Source organism: Caballeronia sp. LZ033 (assembly GCF_031451265.1).
GTDB lineage: Bacteria > Pseudomonadota > Gammaproteobacteria > Burkholderiales > Burkholderiaceae > Caballeronia.
In genome coordinates this window covers 673,937-690,660 of the sequence record NZ_JARUXQ010000002.1, presented here as the reverse complement: position 1 = coordinate 690,660, position 16,724 = coordinate 673,937, and the positions used below count along the sequence as shown (strand labels likewise).

Annotated in this window: 19 protein-coding genes; 12 read left to right on the top strand and 7 right to left on the bottom strand. The window is 62.3% G+C overall.

The window, feature by feature from the left end; all coding sequences use genetic code 11:
* Positions 1 to 115: 115 nt before the first annotated feature.
* The 4 genes from QCE62_RS18655 (at position 116) to QCE62_RS18640 (ending at position 2,434) form a co-directional block, all read left to right on the top strand.
* Entirely contained in the window at positions 116 to 703 is a 588-nt protein-coding gene (locus QCE62_RS18655; RefSeq protein WP_309921501.1) for a DUF308 domain-containing protein, read from the top strand.
* Between the two features lie 34 nt (positions 704 to 737).
* Positions 738 to 1,520, top strand: coding sequence for an N-acyl homoserine lactonase family protein (locus QCE62_RS18650; protein ID WP_309921498.1), 783 nt, complete (start codon positions 738 to 740; stop codon positions 1,518 to 1,520).
* A gap of 152 nt (positions 1,521 to 1,672) precedes the next feature.
* A complete protein-coding gene (locus QCE62_RS18645) occupies positions 1,673 to 1,990 on the top strand; it encodes a hypothetical protein (protein ID WP_309921494.1) in 318 nt (105 codons plus the stop codon).
* Positions 1,991 to 2,053: 63 nt separating this feature from the next.
* Complete coding sequence (locus QCE62_RS18640) at positions 2,054 to 2,434, top strand: hypothetical protein (protein ID WP_309813942.1); 381 nt, start codon at positions 2,054 to 2,056, stop codon at positions 2,432 to 2,434.
* Between the two features lie 33 nt (positions 2,435 to 2,467).
* On the opposite strand, the gene QCE62_RS18635 is transcribed toward QCE62_RS18640, so the two are convergent.
* Entirely contained in the window at positions 2,468 to 2,860 is a 393-nt protein-coding gene (locus QCE62_RS18635) for a hypothetical protein (RefSeq protein ID WP_309921491.1), read from the bottom strand.
* Positions 2,861 to 2,946: 86 nt separating this feature from the next.
* The gene (locus QCE62_RS18630; RefSeq protein WP_309921488.1) at positions 2,947 to 3,831 is read right to left on the bottom strand and encodes a LysR family transcriptional regulator; all 885 of its coding nucleotides are present in this window, start codon (positions 3,829 to 3,831) and stop codon (positions 2,947 to 2,949) included.
* Positions 3,832 to 3,954: 123 nt separating this feature from the next.
* Here QCE62_RS18630 and argC point away from each other — a divergent pair, with 123 nt between their 5' ends.
* From argC to QCE62_RS18605, 5 genes are all read left to right on the top strand, one after another.
* On the top strand, positions 3,955 to 4,884 hold the full coding sequence (gene argC, locus QCE62_RS18625; protein ID WP_309921485.1) for an N-acetyl-gamma-glutamyl-phosphate reductase: 930 nt from the start codon (positions 3,955 to 3,957) through the stop codon (positions 4,882 to 4,884).
* Positions 4,885 to 5,172: 288 nt separating this feature from the next.
* Entirely contained in the window at positions 5,173 to 5,733 is a 561-nt protein-coding gene (locus QCE62_RS18620; RefSeq protein WP_309921483.1) for a hypothetical protein, read from the top strand.
* 34 nt (positions 5,734 to 5,767) lie between these two features.
* Positions 5,768 to 6,310 carry a hypothetical protein gene (locus QCE62_RS18615; RefSeq protein WP_309921480.1) on the top strand — a complete coding sequence of 181 codons (543 nt, stop codon included), beginning with the start codon at positions 5,768 to 5,770 and terminating at the stop codon, positions 6,308 to 6,310.
* 59 nt (positions 6,311 to 6,369) lie between these two features.
* Positions 6,370 to 6,927: a hypothetical protein gene (locus QCE62_RS18610; RefSeq protein WP_309921477.1), complete on the top strand. Its 558-nt coding sequence runs from the start codon at positions 6,370 to 6,372 to the stop codon at positions 6,925 to 6,927.
* Between the two features lie 68 nt (positions 6,928 to 6,995).
* The gene (locus QCE62_RS18605; protein ID WP_309921474.1) at positions 6,996 to 7,559 is read left to right on the top strand and encodes a hypothetical protein; all 564 of its coding nucleotides are present in this window, start codon (positions 6,996 to 6,998) and stop codon (positions 7,557 to 7,559) included.
* Here the strand turns inward: QCE62_RS18605 and QCE62_RS18600 are convergent.
* Positions 7,546 to 7,830: a hypothetical protein gene (locus tag QCE62_RS18600; RefSeq protein ID WP_309921471.1), complete on the bottom strand. Its 285-nt coding sequence runs from the start codon at positions 7,828 to 7,830 to the stop codon at positions 7,546 to 7,548. The two genes, QCE62_RS18605 and QCE62_RS18600, sit on opposite strands and share 14 nt — an antisense overlap.
* A 21-nt stretch (positions 7,831 to 7,851) precedes the next feature.
* Here QCE62_RS18600 and QCE62_RS18595 point away from each other — a divergent pair, with 21 nt between their 5' ends.
* From QCE62_RS18595 to QCE62_RS18585, 3 genes are read left to right on the top strand one after another with little or no spacing between them, the layout of a single operon-like run.
* Positions 7,852 to 9,432 carry a CHASE2 domain-containing protein gene (locus QCE62_RS18595; protein WP_309921469.1) on the top strand — a complete coding sequence of 527 codons (1,581 nt, stop codon included), beginning with the start codon at positions 7,852 to 7,854 and terminating at the stop codon, positions 9,430 to 9,432.
* A gap of 5 nt (positions 9,433 to 9,437) precedes the next feature.
* Positions 9,438 to 9,818, top strand: a complete 381-nt coding sequence (locus QCE62_RS18590) for a hypothetical protein (protein WP_309921467.1) — start codon at positions 9,438 to 9,440, stop codon at positions 9,816 to 9,818.
* Positions 9,818 to 11,539 (top strand): M48 family metalloprotease, encoded by a 1,722-nt coding sequence (locus tag QCE62_RS18585; protein ID WP_309921464.1) that lies wholly within the window; start codon positions 9,818 to 9,820, stop codon positions 11,537 to 11,539. The genes QCE62_RS18590 and QCE62_RS18585 overlap by 1 nt, the downstream gene beginning before the upstream one ends.
* Positions 11,540 to 11,570: 31 nt before the next feature.
* Here the strand turns inward: QCE62_RS18585 and QCE62_RS18580 are convergent, their stop codons facing one another.
* From QCE62_RS18580 to QCE62_RS18565, 4 genes are all read right to left on the bottom strand, one after another.
* Entirely contained in the window at positions 11,571 to 12,500 is a 930-nt protein-coding gene (locus QCE62_RS18580; RefSeq protein WP_309921461.1) for an ornithine cyclodeaminase, read from the bottom strand.
* Positions 12,501 to 12,502: 2 nt separating this feature from the next.
* Positions 12,503 to 13,570, bottom strand: coding sequence for a proline racemase family protein (locus tag QCE62_RS18575; RefSeq protein ID WP_309921459.1), 1,068 nt, complete (start codon positions 13,568 to 13,570; stop codon positions 12,503 to 12,505).
* A 99-nt stretch (positions 13,571 to 13,669) separates the two neighbouring features.
* Positions 13,670 to 14,662, bottom strand: a complete 993-nt coding sequence (locus tag QCE62_RS18570; protein WP_309921456.1) for a LysR substrate-binding domain-containing protein — start codon at positions 14,660 to 14,662, stop codon at positions 13,670 to 13,672.
* A 14-nt stretch (positions 14,663 to 14,676) separates the two neighbouring features.
* Positions 14,677 to 16,713, bottom strand: coding sequence for an NADH:flavin oxidoreductase (locus QCE62_RS18565; RefSeq protein WP_309921453.1), 2,037 nt, complete (start codon positions 16,711 to 16,713; stop codon positions 14,677 to 14,679).
* Positions 16,714 to 16,724: the final 11 nt, after the last annotated feature.

Sequence of the window (16,724 nt, the reverse complement as noted above, 5' to 3'; positions counted from 1 at the left end):
CGGAAAGGCCCCACTATACGCGACAACGGTTTCAGGCCGCCTCGGTCATTTGACCGATGTCCGCGCGACGCCATAACTGAGAATCTCTCGATCATCATCTTCAAGGGAGTTTCACATGGCAGAGCATCGAGTCACACAGGGACTGCAAGCCGCGGCTGAGCAATGGCTCAAACACTATTACTTCACTCGCGCGGCGGTTTCGATCATATGGGTGGCACTGGCCTTCGCGGTCGGCATGCATTCCACCGTCGGCGCGGCCATCCTGCTGGTCCTCTATCCCGCGTGGGATGCACTCGCCAACTATCTCGACCTTTCGCGCAGCGGCGGCAAGACGGATAACCGCACGCAGGCCATCAACGTAGCGATCAGCGCGGCCACCACCGCCGCCGTGATCATTGCATTGAAGACCGATCCGGCCTGGGTGCTCGGCGTCTTCGGCGTCTGGGCCATCCTGTCCGGTCTGCTGCAACTGGGTACAGCGCTGCGTCGCTGGAAGCAATCGGGTGCGCAATGGGCGATGATCCTGAGCGGCGCGCAATCCGCAGTCGCCGGGTGCTTGTTCCTCACGCTCGCGCCCACACCCCTTCTTGCGGCCATTGCGAGAATCGCCGGCTATGCGGGCGTGGGAGCGGCGTACTTCCTCATCTCGGCGGTATGGCTCTCGGTCGGGCAGTTTCGACGCAGCCGGGCAAGGGTCTCGTGAGCGAGCGGTCCAACTCCATACCGGAAGCATCGCCATGCATGAGCACGCCACCGTCGAGAAGATCTGCATTCTGGATGGCGGGATAGCGCGCGTCGAAGACGGCTCGATCTATTCGCCGGGCGTGAATGTCGACGTGCCCATGACGCTGAGTTGCAATGCCTACCTCATCCGCCACAGGAACAAGTGGCTGATGTGGGATACGGGCACGCCGGACCGCATCTACGCCGAGCCCGGCGGCGTGATCATGGCGCATGGCATCCGCGGCATCGTGACCCGGACAATCGCCTCGCAGTTCGACGCGATAGGCGTCTCTCCCGACGACGTCGACATCATTCTGTTCTCGCATGCGCACTATGATCACGTGGGCAATGCGAAGCTGTTCAGGAATGCCCGATGGATCGTCCAGCGCGCGGAACACGATGCCATGTTCGGACCGCATCCCGAAGCATGGGGCTATCTTCCGGAGCTATACGATACGATGCGCCAGAACGACATCGAGATCGTGGAAGGCGATTGCGATGTGTTCGACGACGGCGCCATCCGCCTGCTTCATACGCCCGGACACACGCCGGGCCATGGCTCCTTGCTGATACGTCTTCCGCAAACCGGCCCGGTCATCCTGAGCGGCGACGTCGCGCATAGCTGTTGCAACCTGAAGCATCGCAGGGTTCCGCAATTCAATGCCGCGCTACACGCCTCGCTCGAGTCGATGAGAAGAATCGAGGAAATCGCTGCGAAGGAAGGCGCCCGCATCTGGATCAATCACGATATTGCGCAGAGCGCCACGCTGCCCCACGCACCCGCGTGGATCGTTTGATCGCGCGTCCATTCGCTTCAAGATATGACAGCATTTTTTCAACCCTCCTTGAGCAGGGTGCGATTTACCACGCTAAAAGCTTGCAGCGCATGAAAGACCTGTTTATATTACGTAACACTCTGTAAGCACTTACCAAGAAAAGGAAGTTAAACATGTTCAAGAGAGTTATGTTTTATGGCGCGACTGCTTCTGCAATGTGTCTTGTTCTTTCAGCCTGCGGGGGCACACAGCTGAACATGACGGAGATGCAGACCACTACAGCAAAGACGTTGGGTCTTGCGTCCTCTGACGAGATCACGGTCACCAATGTGCAATACGTGAAGAAAAACGCTATTGGCGGCAGCAAGATCAGCTACGACGCCACCACGGCGCGCGGCCGCAAGTTCACCTGCACGGCTTTTGTGATTCCGGGGCTGACGCCTCTGGACAAGGCAACGTACACGGACGGCGAATGCCATCCGAGAACGTAACGCGATGGTTGCGATCGTTGTGATCGTTGCGATTGTCCCGAGTCTATTTTCAGCGCCGCTAACATGAAAAAAATCTTTCTGATCGCCCTGCTTTTCTCTCTGGCTGCGTGCTCCACGGGTGGCGCAATGGGAGTGGGCAACGAGAAATTCGATCCGGTCTGGATCAAGCAGCATGTCGTGATCGGTAAATCGACCCAGCAGGATATCTATTCGCTGTATGGAGAACCCGAAAGCAAGCAGACCAGCGCGAATAACTCGGATACATGGATTTACTCCAAGAACCGCTCAGGGAATAACCTGCTTTCGATGGCCTCGGGAATGATCCCGGGCATGTCGACCGTGAATCAGGCCACCACAGTTGCCGACGTCCACACGAAAGAAGGCTATGGCAATACGCTCTGGTTCTGGTTCAAGAACGGAACCGTGACGAACTGGCATAACTGATCTTCGCTCGCCGCTTGCGCGCAAGTCTCGGGATCAACGATAAAGCCGGGACTTCACGCCATTGCCAGCGCGGCTCCAGATATCTGCATTGGTCAGGCTCGTCTGAATCAATTCAATCGGCATTCCGCCGTTGTCGATGACGGCGACGCGGAAATCGTCGATCGGTTCGTAGGGCCCAAGAATGACCACATGCCCTTCGATCGCCGCCTCGAGGTTGTCCACCTTGTACGCAATGTGCGGCTGACTGCGCATGGGCTCGGCCAGCGTGCAGTCTGGGCCGAAGCGGTGCCATTGAATCGGCAGCGGGCCGGTGAGATCGTCCGACGTGTACATGTCGATGCTGGCCGCGTAGCGCTCGCCGGGCCGGTGTTCGCCGGTGGGAATGCCGATGTGATGCAGTTCGTAGGTCACGCCTTCACGTCGCATGATTTTTTCCTTCTTTTCGCCGATGAGTGCAGTAAGCCAAGCTTACGCAGCGAGAATTAGCCAGAAATTACCGCCGTCGTGCGCCCTCATACCGACCGTAGATCCCACACGACATCCAGCACGTGCTGAGTGGCGCGCTCGACGTGCCCCGCACGGTGCGCCACGCCGAGCCGGCGCCACATTGCCGGCCGCAGCGGCCGCATGACGATGCGCTTCTCCGGCAACGGCGTCGCAGCCTCATGGGGCAGCAGCGCCGCGCCATAGCCCGCCGCCACCAGACTCTTGATTGCATCGTTGTAATTCAGTTGAATGCGCGGCGCAGGATGATGGCCCGCCGCCGCGAACCATTCCGCCGTCAGGCGCGAGAGGCGCGTGGTCGTGTCATTGAGGATCAAGGGCTGAGCGGCCAGCCAGGCCGGCGTGACACGCGCGGGGCACGGCCAGTGCGCCGGCACGAAGGCCATCACCGGATCGCGGCGCCAGGGCTTGATGACGAGTCCCGCCACCGGCGGCTGAGGCAAAGCGACGAGCCCCACATCCAGCGTTCCGTCCGCCAGCCGGGACAACGTCTCATGCGACGTCAGCACGGCAAGCTGGATATCGATGGCGGGATGATGCTGACGCAATGTCTCGAGTGCTTGCGGCAGCAAGTACGCAATCACGCCCGTGGATGCCCCGAGCCGCACGCGCCCTTCGAGCCCCTGCACCTGGCGCTGGATATCGTCCAGCGCCTGCTCGGCATCGGCCAGCAACCGGCGCGCACGCTCCACCAGCACTTCTCCTATCGCCGACGGCCTGACCTGTCCACGCTTGCGTGACAGAAGCGGCGCGCCGACGCGGTCTTCGAGTTCGGCGATATGGAGGCTGACGGTGGGAGGCGCCAGGTTCAGGGCGCGCGCTGCATCGGCGAACGAACCGCGCTCGCTGATCGCAACCAATGTGCGCAAGCGGTCCAGACTGATCTCTCGCATGGCGGCATCCTGATTCAGGAAAAATGAATGATTGGGTCATGAAATTCAACTTTTCCTATTCTAGCGAATCGGTGAACATGAGCGCTCGTTCAACCCCACACCTTGACTTCGAGTCTTCCGCATATGAGCGCACCCATTGTCTTCATCGATGGAGACCAGGGCACCACCGGACTGCAAATCCACGAACGGTTGCGTAACCGGACCGATATCACGCTGTCCACGCTTCCCGCCACGGAACGCAAGGATGCGCGACGTCGCGCGGAAGCGATCAATGCCTGCGACATCGCCATTCTCTGTCTGCCCGATGCCGCCGCGCGCGATGCGGTGGAAGCGATCGTCAATCCTGCGGTGAGGGTCATCGATGCCAGTTCGGCCCATCGCACACAGGCGGGCTGGACCTACGGCTTTCCGGAAATGGCGCCAGGCCAGGCCGCGCGTATCGCTGAGGCGCATCGCGTCAGCAATCCCGGCTGCTATCCGACCGGTGCTATCGGCTTGCTGCGGCCCTTGTTGCAGGCCGGGCTCATTCCGGACAGCTATCCGGTCAGCATCCATGCGGTGTCCGGCTATTCCGGACGCGGTCGCGCGGGCGTCGAGGAACATGAGGGCCGGGGTGCCGTCAACGCACCCTCGTTCCAGCTCTATGGCCTGGGACTCGCGCACAAGCACACGCCGGAAATCCAGCAGCACGCGGGGCTCGCGCAGCGGCCGCTTTTTATCCCAGCCTATGGTTCCTATCGCCAGGGCATTGTCTTGACCGTGCCGCTCGAATTGCGACTGCTCGCACCCGGTGTGGACGGCGCCACGCTGCACGAATGCCTCACGCGTCATTACGAGGACGCAGCGCACGTACACGTCCTGCCGGCCGATGAAGCCGCAGCGCAAACGCATCTGGACCCTCAAGCACTGAACGGTACGAACGACATGCAATTGAGCGTGCTGTTCAATGCGGAACACGGGCAAGTGCTGTTGTCCGCCGTGTTCGACAATCTCGGCAAAGGCGCATCAGGCGCTGCGGTTCAGAACCTGGACCTGATGCTGGCGCGTGACTGAAAGCACTAGCTTCAAGGCCACTTTCGACATGTCGAGTCGAGGGTCAGAAAGATGCTTCGACTCGCCGTCAGACTTCGAGATGTATGCGCAAAGCATGCCGATGTTACCCACCCTCCCACGTCGTGAAATCTGCTTCGGAAGATATTCCACAGTATTAAATGTTCAATTGAAATTTCGAAAGGCTTTCTCTATCCTCGGCGCTGGCGATAAACAGAAGCGATAACCAGGACACGTCGAAGGCATGCAAAGGCACGCAAGCGCGGCCCCGACGACTCGAGGAGACAGCTCATGCGTTGGGTCAGCGTTGCCACCACTCTGATGCTTGCCATCACGGCCGCCCATGCCGACGAATCCAGCGTGCCTGCCACGCTGGCGCAAGGCGCGCAGAAGCCGGCTCTCAAGGTCTATGACGCCCATCACAAGGCTATCGGACTGCTGGCTTCGTACAACGGAGCGGACGGCGTCTATATCGCGATCAACGGCGCCACGACCTTCGTGCGCATCGGCCGCCCGTTGGATGCGGCCGGCAGCGGCACCGCCACCGGCGCGCCGGCGAATGCTTTCGCCTGGTCGACGCTCAACACGGCCTACTTCGAAAGCGCGGATTGCAGCGGACAGCCCGTGATCAACTACGACTCGAACTGGCCACGCTCGTCGGTCGCCGTCCGTCAGGGCGCCGATGTCGTGGTCTATGTCGGCAGCGATACGAACACCACGCCCATCCCCGCTGCTTCCATCCTGAACGGCACCTCCTGCGTCGTACAGAAATCGACCATGCAGAGCGTCAGGCCGGAGTCGAGCTTCGACGTGTCGCAGCGCTATCCTGAGCCGCTGACGATCGACTACTGAGTCACTCCCGCATAACGACATCGAGGAGCCACCGATGCGCAGCATTACCTTGCCCGCCCTGCTGCTTGCAAGCGCGACGGCCGCGCATGCGCAAGTCGCAACGCCTGCCTTGAACCCGCCCGGACAGACAAAAGTACTGAAAGTATTCGATGCGCAAGGCAAGCCGGTTGGCCCGGTCGAAAGCTATGAACGCACGCAAGGCGTCTATATGAGATTCGGACGCACGCCCGTGTTCATGCCGCTGCGTCACAAGAAGATCTCCGCCACCCAGTACTCGGAGTCGCAGTTCGAATGGGCCGATGACACCGCCGCCGCTTTTCCGTCTGCGAATTGCAGCGGTGCGCCGCTCATCATGATGGGATCGTCGCCGCGCCCCGTTGACCTCGTGCGAACCGGCGCGGACGTGACCGCGTATATCGCGGGTCCGGGTTATGGCAGTCCGCTCACCGCGAACTCTTATATCTCGTATGACGGCGCGTGCGTGACGGCCACCCGCTCGGTGCCTTCGTACTGGACGCCGCAGACATCCTTCTCGCTCACGCAGCACTATCCCGAGCCGCTGACGGTTCGTTACTGAGCCGGATCACCGTGATTCATGCTTCGAGGAGACTGACCATGAACAAGGCGTTTATCGCGATGTTCACCGTGCTCGCCGCGAGCCTCGCTCACGCGCAGATATCGGCAGAGGCCGTTGCGCCGAATACACCGGATACACCGGATATGCCGCCCAATGTGCTCGATGCATCCGGCCACCTCGTCGGCACACTTTCGCACTTCCAGTACAACTATGGGCCGCTGATCACGCGGGGCAACACGCGCTTCGTCGTCCCCTTGCAGCGCAAGACGACGACCGACGATCCCAGCGATATCAAGGCGCCTTCATCGGCATCGCTGTTCCTTTACCACACTGTTGACTCGCTGCTTTACTACACATCCGCTGATTGCAGCGGCGACCCCGTCGTGATCCCTTCCGAAGGTCCGACGCCCGCCCTGGTGGTGCGCGAAGGCGCGACCGTCACCGCCTATGTCGCGAGCAACACGGCTTCGCAGTCGTTCAGCATCGCATCGCAACGGAGCACGCAGACCGAAGCCTGCACGCCGCTGTCCACTCCGTCGCAACGCACGGGATGGCCCATGGGCAGCAAGATCGTGTTGACCCGCGAGCATCCGGAACCATTGACGGTCAGTTACTGACATACCGGCGCGCCTTTCAAGGCGCTTATTTTTTATATTGTGACGCACCTCCAACTTACCAGTCGAACATGCGCACACGTCATCTGTCTTCCCTGACTCTCGCCGGCATTGCCATTCTTATAAGCGGATGTGCCGCCACGCTGCAAACCCAGGACACCGCAGCGCCGACCGCGAAGACCACGCAACCGGGCGTCGTGGTGCCGGCAGCGTCCGCGCATACCATCGTGCTGCGCATGAACGGATCGTCGGTTGCCACGTCCGCATCCGACTGGCCGCGTGTCCAGACGGAATGGCGCGAAGCCTTGGAAGGCGCGTCCAAGGACGCCAGTTCGACCTTCTTCGACGAAACCGTCAAGCGCATGGCGCGTCAGGGCGCGGGCACGGTGGTCGATGTCTACGTGGAAGACTTCCACTTCGTCGCGCCCGGTGCGCGCTACACGCTGGGCATCATGACGGGTAACGCATTCATGCAGGCCCGCGTCACCTTCCGCGACCTGCAAAGCGGTCGCGTGTTCGGCGAACGCAACTACAACACCACGTCGTCCGCGTGGCAGGGCATCTTTGCGCCGACGTCCGACAAGCAGGCGCGCGCCATCGCCGCCGATATCGTCAAGCAGATCAATCCGCGCTAGGCAGGGGCAACGCACCTCGGCGGTGAATTCTCATGCAAGTCGATAGGCGCGGCTTCGGCCGCGCATCTCCAAGCTGACAACCCGTAATCATCAGCGCAAAGCTATCGATTTTCATCGGTAAGCAATACTCGTCGCCTTGCGAAAACATCGAACGCGACTTGAAAAATCCTTTCTCATCATAGTTTCGATTTCCTAAACTCAACCTGTCGCGTTTCGTAACGCTAAAGGTTGAGCGATGGCGGCGCACGATCAAAAAGAACATCGAGGTCATCGCGGGCCGCCTCCGGTCGTCATGTTCTTCGTTCGCCTGTGTGCGACGCTCGCGATCGGATGTCTGGCTGCGCTCATTCTGCCAAGCCGCTTCACGGAAGAACTCGGGGCACAGAAGATCGCGAAGCTGGCGGCGCCCATCGAGGGCTATCACTATCCGGTCGCGCAACGCGACGACATCACGATACTGTTGATCGACGAGCCGTCGCTTGAGGTCGAACACCAGTCGTGGCCGGCCACGTTCGACTACTACGTGAAGCTTCTCGAATACGTCGATACGCCCGCGAATGCCCCTCTGCGAAGATCCTGGCATCCCAAGGCCGTGTTCTTCGACATCGTCTTCGAACACGAACAGGACAAGGCGCGTCTGCTGGCGTTCGAGACAGCGCTCGACGCCATCGACGCAGCCAGTCAGGCGCGTCGCAAGGCGCACGGGCAATCCGGCAGCGGGCGGCCCGTGGTCTTCCTGGCCGCGCGCCTGCAAGAGCACAAGGACCTTCACATCAACGAAGACCTCGACGCTTATCCCGGCGCGACCGAAGTCGCGATCGAATATGCGCCGAGTGAAGTGGATCGCATCGCGTGGACCTACCGGCTCTTCCTCGACGAGCACGGCGTCGCCCCGCCACGGGACCATGCGGATATCAGGCACGCCTCCACGCAGGCCCGTGCCTCGGATGCGGCGCTTCCGCCCGAGCGGCGCAGCGCGGCGCTGTCCATCTACGAAGACGCCTATGGCCTGGCCAGGCCCACGCCCTACAGGTACGTTTCGCCGACGATGATGCTGACGTGGGGCCTCGACACCGCGGAGTACGGCCTGCGCTGGAAGGTGGAGGAAGACGACGAAGAGGATCGTAAAGACGCGTGGTGGAGCGCCGACGGCGAACACAGCAACGACCCCATGTATTGCACGTCGGATGAAAACGACAACGTTCTGCTGAAGCGCGCCGAGGCACGCTCCATCATGCGCAGCCTGAGCCGGCCGCTCTGCGTGTTCCATCGCACCATTCATGCAAGCCAGCTTCGCGACATGACATCGGGCGAACTGAAAGCGGCCTTCGACGACAAGGTGGTCATGATCGGCACGTCACTCAGATATTCAAACGACATCGTAGTGTCGCCGCTGCATGACCGCATTCCCGGCGTGTTCCTGCATGCCATGGCGCTGGACAACCTGCTTGCCTCGAACCATCGCTATCAGGAGTATTGGGAGCCGCCGCAATCACCATTCAACGAGCATTGGCCTGCCTTCGCGGCGCTGTGTGTCATCGGACTGGCGCCTGTGGCGCTGGTGCGCGGCTTGAAGGAAGTCGCGCGGAACGCTTATCGGCAGTGGAGACAGCCCCGCCCCGGAGGCAGGCCGAAGCCCCTCGGCGGACTGTGGTGGCGAAGAAAAGCGTTGGACGCCACTTTCAAGTGCCTTCTCTTCGTCATCAGTGGCCTGTTGCTCGTCTACTGTGCGATCAAGCTGCTGGTGTGGGGACAGACATGGATGCATGTTCCGTTTCTCGCCGTTTCGCATCTCGTTGCGTGCGCGATGACGGTCGAGTGGTTCGATTGGGGCAGTGATTTCGTCAACTGGATCCTGGACGTCAGGGAGTGAGTTTCATGAACACACGTGCTTCCGGAACAAGACGCGCCGTGCTGGCCTGCAGCACCTTACTCACGATGGCCACACTGATGCCACTCCCCTCCTCCGCCGCCGATTCGGGTGCCATCGTCGAGCCGATGAAAGCCGGCGCGCTAGTCAAGCTCTACGAGACGCCGGACTCGAAGGACAGCACCGTCACCGCACCGCCCGACAGCTTGCCGCTGCGGGTGGAGGGCAGCGAGAGCAACGGCTTCTATCCGGTGAACGTGCGCGGCAAGCGCTACTGGGTCGACGGCATGGAGGTCAAGATGAAACGCACCAATCATGCGCAATGCAATGCTGGCGCATCGGTCCATGCAGCCGGGCAGCTCGGCGCCGCCACCAACCGGTGCGAATGATGAGCGCCCCGAAGATGAGCGCGCTGAACCGGCGCGGTTTCTGCCTTGCCTGTTCCAGCCTGCTGCTGGGCGCGTGCGCGGACGCGAAGCTGCCGATCGATCTCGGCAATCTCACCGGGACCAATCGGAATGCGGGCGGCATGGATAGCGTCGGCGTGCTGCCCCCGCCGCCGCAGCGCGACTGGCCCGACCCGAAGGTGGAACTCAATCGGGCGCGCGCAGACGGCTATGGTCTCGTGCCCATGCCCGACATGGAAAGCTATCTCAACGGCCTGCTCGCCACCATCAGGAAAACCGCCGGTACGCCGGGCTATCCGGGGTCCGTGCACATCATCGCGGACACGGCGCTGAACGCCAATTCGGACGCGGCGGGGCACATCTTCGTCTCGGTCGGATGGTTGCAGTCCGCCGAAACCGAGGACGAGATCTTTGCGATCCTCTCGCACGAGTTCGGGCATATCTATCTGAACCATCACGCGATCTTCGACGTGCGCAGCGCAGGCCAGCGTTCCGTCGAGGTCGTCTCGCTCGCCTGGTCCGTCGCCAACAAGCCGCCGGCAGCCAACACGTGGACCGGCATCGACAACGTCGGCGTGATCGATACGCTGGGTACGCGCGTGATGTTTCCCGCGTGGCAGCGCAGCGTCGAGGAGCAGGCAGACCGCTTCGGCGCGACCATCAGCCTGCGCTGCAATTACTCGTATATCGACGGTTTCAAGGCGTTCTTCGAGCGCGTGATCACCTACGACCAGCAAGCGAAGGAGCGGCGCCAGAAGCTGCGGGACCAGCAAGCGCAGGTGGCGCGCGCCAAAGCGGGCAAGGAAGCCGCAGCCACAGCCCACGCCCAGCCGCTCGTGCCGGTGTCGGTCGCCGGCTCGAATGCGGCGCGGCTGAATCAGCTGGGCAGCCTGTCGGCCCTGAGTGAAGCCGTCTCGTCCTATACCTCGATGCGCACGGACGCAGAAGTTGGCCTCACCCAAAACGTGTTCGATCTGCAGCAGATGATCGAGAATCAGATCGACGAACAGATGGACAGCCTTCACGACGATCACGGCGATCCCGCCGCGCGCGAGGAAAGCCTGACGAAGCTGGTCCGAGCCGCGATGAGCGGCAAGCGTCCAGAACCGCGCAAGGAGCCATGGGAGGCGGCGCGCAAGCGCGGCACGACGCCGACGATCCTCGCCCACTATGCGGCGACGACCGAGGTCGTGAACCTCCAGGCAGCGGGCCAGTATGGTCAGGCGCTGGATCAGGCGCAGCGTGCGGCATCGGGCGTCACGTCGAACGACGCCTATCCTCTGTACCTGTTGACGAACCTGATGGCGCTTTCGCACAGCGGTTCGGCCGATGCGCAGACGCAGGCACTGCGGCGCAACCAGAATTCGCGCGACCCGTCGTGGTTGATCCAGGCGAGCCTGGCGCAACACGTGACGGCGAAGGATCCGCGCGCCGGCGAGTCCTTCCTGCTGCAGCAATTCGATAACTTCGACAGGGCGCCGCCCGCGTGGCCTTCCGTCATTACGTGGTATCGCGAGCACGGCAACATCCAGCATGCGAACGAGCTGGCGCAGACATGCAGCCTGAAGCATCCCGAGATGAAGGCGGCCTGTCTCGCCGCTGCGAAGACGCCGACTCAGCAGGCCAAGGCCGAAGGCGGCAACGAACTCGACAAGGCGCGCAACAAGGTCGTCGACTGGGCGAAGAGCATCCTGCCGAAATGAGAATGGGCAACCCCGCCCTTGACCATGCTTATCACGATCTCGATCGCTCCACGACATACTGACTGACGAGCAGATCGAGATACGCGCCGCCAGCGTTTTTATAGACCGTGCGGTCGGCTGCTTCGCGATGAAAAGCCGTGTCCTGGCACAGCTCGAACAGGTCGGCCTCGATCTGCTGCGCCTGAATGACCTGCGCCTGCATCGGAATCAGGATGTCACCTGAAACGCTCGCATTCTCGCGATCGTCGACGAAGATGCGTGCGCCTCTGAGTGCGTCGCAATCGGCCTCCTGCATGTCCGGGCGATAGCCGCCCACCAGATCCACGTGCGTGCCCGGACGAACCCGCTCTCCCCGAATCACGGGTGTGGCTGCGCCGGTGGCCGCCGTCACGATATCGGCGCGGGCGACGGCTGCATCCAGATCCTCGACCACGCGCACGCGGACGTCTCTACTCTCAAGTATCGCGCGCATCTCATCCAGCTTCGACAACGTGCGATTCCACAGCAGCACCTCGCGCAGCGACGGCCGAATGTGCAGATAAGCCTCCGCCAACGCCAGCGCAACCGGCCCCGCGCCCAGCACGAGCAGCACCTCGCTGTCTTCCCGGCTCAGCTTCGTGGCGGCCAGCGCGGAATCGGCGGCGGTCTTCCAGCGCGTGATCTCCGGACCGTCCAGCATCGCGACGAGGCTTCTGCTGTGCTCGTCCACCACCAGAAAGGCGGACTGCTCGGTCGGCCGCGCTGGACTCGCGAACTGATTGCCCGGACAGAGCGACGCAACCTTGAACCCGGCGCCCTTGCCCGGCAGAATCACGCCCCGGCTGAACAGGCCAAACCCGGCATCGCCGACGAAATAGCTGCCCCCGATCGGCCGCGCACCCGCATGTCCCGCGCGCAATGCGTCGAGCACGCCCGTCCAGTCCAGCACCGACCTGATCTGCTGCGCCGTCACGATCTGCATCTTCAATGCTCCTGTTGGTGCGGCCAGATATCGCCGACGATATAGCCCTCGGGGAATGGATCGTCGTGATCCAGCACGATGGTGTTGATGCCATGAATCCAGCTGGTCCCTGACAGCGTGGGAATGACCGCATCGTTCCCGCCGATGCGCGCCTGCTCGACCAGCCGTCCCGTGAACACGGTGCCCAGGATGCCCTGATGCCGGAAGTCCTGGTGCAACGGCAACTCGCCCTTCGCGTGCAGCACGGCCATCTTCGCGCACGTGCCGGTGCCGCAGGGACAACGGTCGATCGCGCCGGTCCAGGTCGAGGGATCGTCCCAGGAGAGCGGACCCGTCGGCATGGTGACGGCGTTCTTCCAGTCCGCGCGTGGATCATCCGACGGACCCGAAAGCTGCGAGATGGTGATGCCCACGCCCGGATAGTCGGGATGTGCGACCGGCAATTGCTCGATGGCCGCCTGCCGGATCAACGCCGACACCCGCGTGATCTCCTTGCCATGTTCCGGCTTGAGTTCGAGCCCCGCGAATTGCCGCACATCGGCGATGACATAGAACATGCCGCCCCAGCCGACATCCACGCGCACCTTGCCCAGATGCGGCACGTCGATGACGGCATCCAGATGCGCGGCGAACGCCGGCACGTTCCTGAACGTCACCCGCCTGACCTTGCCGTGCTCGCATTCGGCGACGACCCGGATGAGTCCCGCGGGCGCTTCCAGCGTGAGTTCGGTGACCGGCTCGCGCATCGGCAGCATGCCCATCTCCAGCAGCACCGTAACAACGGAGATGGTGTTGCCGCCCGACATCATCGGATACTCGACCTGTTCGAGGATGATGAAGCCCGCGTCCGCCTCCGGATGACACGGCGGCACGACGATATTGCAGCAATGCGCCGGATAGCCGCGCGGCTCGCGCAGCAGCAGCTTGCGCAAGCCATCGTCGTTCGCGGCCAGCCAATGCATCTTGGCCCGGACGGTGTCGCCGGGAATGTGTGGGAGTCCGCCTGTGACGACGCGCATCGGTATGCCCGAATGCGTCTCCACCGCGTGCAGGGTTCGCTTGAAGCCCATCGATGTTGTCCTCGTTCAGGCCGCACGACAGGCGCGGCGCATGAGGCAATCTATGAGAGTTCGCGGCTCAACCCAAACGACGTTTTCTCCGGCCTTGCTTCAACTTTTGGTTGAAGCGGCATCCTTCGCATTTGCCAGGAGCGCAAGTTGCGGCCTGAGCCACTCGCAGAACTTTCTGCATACGGCGGCATCGGCCTTGTCGCGGCGCACGGAAAGATAATGGCCGCGATTCTTCATCACCGTCTTGTGCGGCAGCGGGCGCACGAGGTCACCGCTCGCGACCAGATGTCCGACAAGATGATGCCAGCCGAGCACGATGCCCTGATGCGCCAGCGCCATCTGCACCAGCGCGGGGTAATCGTTGCTGGTGAAAAGCTGGCGCGGAATGTCGGCGCGCCAGACCGTATCGACGTCGTGCAGCGCCAGCCAGACCTTCCAGTCGATATGCTCGGAAATCTGCGACCGGCCATAAGCGCTGATGTCCAGCAGCGCCATGCCCAGCAGCGCTTCCGGCGTATCGATCGGGCCATGGCGCTGCAAGTACTGCGGCGTGCAGACGGGATACACCTCGTCGTCGAACAGGTGCTCGGTATCGTAGCCGTCGCGCATGCTCGCCAGCTTCGCGATGTAGACGTCCGGCTGCACGCCCGCTTCCATCGCGATGAAGTTCTGCGTGGCCAGCACCGTGAGTTCGATATCCGGATGCGCCTGGATGAACTCCGGCAGCCGCCGATGCAGCCACAGCGCGGAAAACGCCGGCGAACAGCACACGATGAGCGTCTGCCGCGCGGAGATCTTCCTGCGCAGGCGCTCGGCAGCCTGATGAATGTTGATGAGGGAAAGCTGGGCGGCATCCTTGAACATCTCGCCATCGGACGTGAGCGTGACGGCCCTGCCCGTTCGCACGAAGAGCGTGGTGCCCAGGTAGTCTTCCAGTTCCCTCACCTGCTTGCTGATGGCCGCGGGCGTCACGCACAGCACATCCGCAGCCGCCGTGAAGCTCCTGCATTTCGCGGCCGCAAGAAAGGCCTTGATGGCTCTCAGCGAGAGCGCACCGGACAGGCTGTCGCTGACATCGAACCTCGCCGTCATCGCCGTGGGCCCATTCAGATGTCCTTCATCAGCCGAAGCGCGTCGTAGATCGCCGCATGCGTGTTACGCGCGGAGACTGCATCGCCAATGCGGAAAAGCTGGAAGCGTCCGTCAGGGTTGCGCTCGACAACCTGCGCCTTGCCGTCGATCAGATCCTCGTAATCGACCGCGCCGAGATTGCGCGACAGCGGCTTCAGCTCGAAGTACAGCTCGTCCATTGGAATGGTGCCGTGATTGACGACGATCTGGTCATGACGCTGTTCCTTCGTCACGCCGCCGTAATCGCTGCCGATGGTGGCCACCAGTTCCTTGCCTTCCCGGCGCACGGCCTCCAGCCGGAAGGTCACGGTGAAGGTCGTGGCAAGCTTCTGCAACGCGCGCATGTATGGCACCAGGTTCATGCTCATCACTTCAGGCGAGAAGGTGCGGTCGGGCGTCATCACCTCGACCTTGCCGCCCGCCTGCGCAATGGTTTCCGCTGCCTGGAGCGCGGCATGATCGCCGGCATCGTCGAAGACGAGGACATTGGCGCCCGGCTTCACATCGCCCGAAATGATGTCCCACGACGACACGACATGCTCGTTGCCCGCGCTGCACACGTCGGTATGCGGCATGCCGCCCGTCGCGACGATCACCACATCCGGGCTGTACGACAGCACCGTTTCCGTATCCGCCCACGTATTGAATGCAAAACGCACGCCGAGCTTCTCGCACTGCGCCATGCGCCAGTCGACGATGCCCATCATCTCCTTGCGGCGTGGGTTCTGGGCAGTCAGGCGAATCTGCCCGCCCGGATCGTTCATGGCTTCGAGCACGGTCACATCGTGTCCACGCTCGCCCGCCACGCGCGCCGCTTCGAGTCCCGCCGGCCCCGCGCCCACGATCACGATCTTGCGCTTCGTCTGCGCCGGCGCAATCCGGTGCGGCATCTCCAGCTCGCGTCCGGTCGCGGCATTATGAATGCATAACGCCATGCCGCCCTGATAGATGCGATCCAGACAGTAATTCGCCCCGACGCAAGGCCGGATATCGTCTTCCCGCTTCTCGATGATCTTGCGCACAATATGCGGATCCGTCATGTGCGCACGCGTCATGCCGACCATGTCGATCCTGCCCGACTCGATGGCAAAGCGCGCCGTCGCCACGTCCTGGATGCGCGCGCCGTGAAACGTGGGAAAGTCCGTCGCCTGGCGGATGTCGCCCGCGAAGTCCAGTTGCGGCGCGCTGCGCATGCCCATGATCGGGATGACATCGGTGAGGCCGGCATCGGTATCGATATGACCGCGCACGATGTTGAGAAAATCGACCAGCCCGCTGTTCTTCAGCCGTTTCGAAATCTCGATGCCCTCTTCCTTCGTGATGCCACCCGCCATCATTTCGTCGGCGGTATAACGAATGCCAAGCAGAAAACGTTCGCCGACGCGTTCACGCATCGCGCGCATCACGTCGAAGGTGAAGCGCAGGCGATGATCGAGCGACCCGCCATACGGACCTTCCAGCGTGTTCGTCAGCGGCGACCAGAACTGGTCCATCAGATGCCCGTACGACTCGATCTCCAGGCCATCGAGACCGGCCGCTTTCATGCGTTCGGCGGCATCGGCGAAATCCTTCACGATGCGCTCGATATCCCACTCTTCCAGCTTCTTCGGAAACGCGCGATGCGAAGGCTCACGCTGATGCGACGGCGACACCGCCGGCAGCCAGTCGCCCTTGTCCCAGCGCGTGCGCCGGCCCAGATGCGTGAGCTGGATCATCACCTTCGCGCCGTGCTCGTGGCATTCGTCGACGAGATCCTTCATCCACGGCACCACTTCATCCCGGTACGCGAGGATGTTGTTGAACACCGGCGGACTGTCCTTCGACACCGCCGCGGAACCGGCCGTCATCGTCAGCGCGATGCCCGCCCGGGCCCGCTCGACGTGATACGCGCGATACCGCTCCTTCGGCATGCCGTCCTCGGCATACGCGGGTTCGTGCGACGTCGTCATGATGCGATTGCGAAACGTGAGATGTTTGAGCGTGTACGGCTGGAGCAGCGGGTCCGTGGACATGAGCGCCTCAT

Bases quoted from the DNA above. Each gene is read 5' to 3' on its own strand.
- QCE62_RS18655 (WP_309921501.1), top strand. From the start codon at position 116: ATGGCAGAGCATCGAGTCACACAGGGACTGCAAGCCGCGGCTGAGCAA.
- QCE62_RS18650 (WP_309921498.1), top strand. From the start codon at position 738: ATGCATGAGCACGCCACCGTCGAGAAGATCTGCATTCTGGATGGCGGG.
- QCE62_RS18645 (WP_309921494.1), top strand. From the start codon at position 1,673: ATGTTCAAGAGAGTTATGTTTTATGGCGCGACTGCTTCTGCAATGTGT.
- QCE62_RS18640 (WP_309813942.1), top strand. From the start codon at position 2,054: ATGAAAAAAATCTTTCTGATCGCCCTGCTTTTCTCTCTGGCTGCGTGC.
- QCE62_RS18635 (WP_309921491.1), bottom strand. From the start codon at position 2,860: ATGCGACGTGAAGGCGTGACCTACGAACTGCATCACATCGGCATTCCC.
- QCE62_RS18630 (WP_309921488.1), bottom strand. From the start codon at position 3,831: ATGCGAGAGATCAGTCTGGACCGCTTGCGCACATTGGTTGCGATCAGC.
- argC (WP_309921485.1), top strand. From the start codon at position 3,955: ATGAGCGCACCCATTGTCTTCATCGATGGAGACCAGGGCACCACCGGA.
- QCE62_RS18620 (WP_309921483.1), top strand. From the start codon at position 5,173: ATGCGTTGGGTCAGCGTTGCCACCACTCTGATGCTTGCCATCACGGCC.
- QCE62_RS18615 (WP_309921480.1), top strand. From the start codon at position 5,768: ATGCGCAGCATTACCTTGCCCGCCCTGCTGCTTGCAAGCGCGACGGCC.
- QCE62_RS18610 (WP_309921477.1), top strand. From the start codon at position 6,370: ATGTTCACCGTGCTCGCCGCGAGCCTCGCTCACGCGCAGATATCGGCA.
- QCE62_RS18605 (WP_309921474.1), top strand. From the start codon at position 6,996: ATGCGCACACGTCATCTGTCTTCCCTGACTCTCGCCGGCATTGCCATT.
- QCE62_RS18600 (WP_309921471.1), bottom strand. From the start codon at position 7,830: ATGACCTCGATGTTCTTTTTGATCGTGCGCCGCCATCGCTCAACCTTT.
- QCE62_RS18595 (WP_309921469.1), top strand. From the start codon at position 7,852: ATGTTCTTCGTTCGCCTGTGTGCGACGCTCGCGATCGGATGTCTGGCT.
- QCE62_RS18590 (WP_309921467.1), top strand. From the start codon at position 9,438: ATGAACACACGTGCTTCCGGAACAAGACGCGCCGTGCTGGCCTGCAGC.
- QCE62_RS18585 (WP_309921464.1), top strand. From the start codon at position 9,818: ATGAGCGCCCCGAAGATGAGCGCGCTGAACCGGCGCGGTTTCTGCCTT.
- QCE62_RS18580 (WP_309921461.1), bottom strand. From the start codon at position 12,500: ATGCAGATCGTGACGGCGCAGCAGATCAGGTCGGTGCTGGACTGGACG.
- QCE62_RS18575 (WP_309921459.1), bottom strand. From the start codon at position 13,570: ATGGGCTTCAAGCGAACCCTGCACGCGGTGGAGACGCATTCGGGCATA.
- QCE62_RS18570 (WP_309921456.1), bottom strand. From the start codon at position 14,662: ATGACGGCGAGGTTCGATGTCAGCGACAGCCTGTCCGGTGCGCTCTCG.
- QCE62_RS18565 (WP_309921453.1), bottom strand. From the start codon at position 16,713: ATGTCCACGGACCCGCTGCTCCAGCCGTACACGCTCAAACATCTCACG.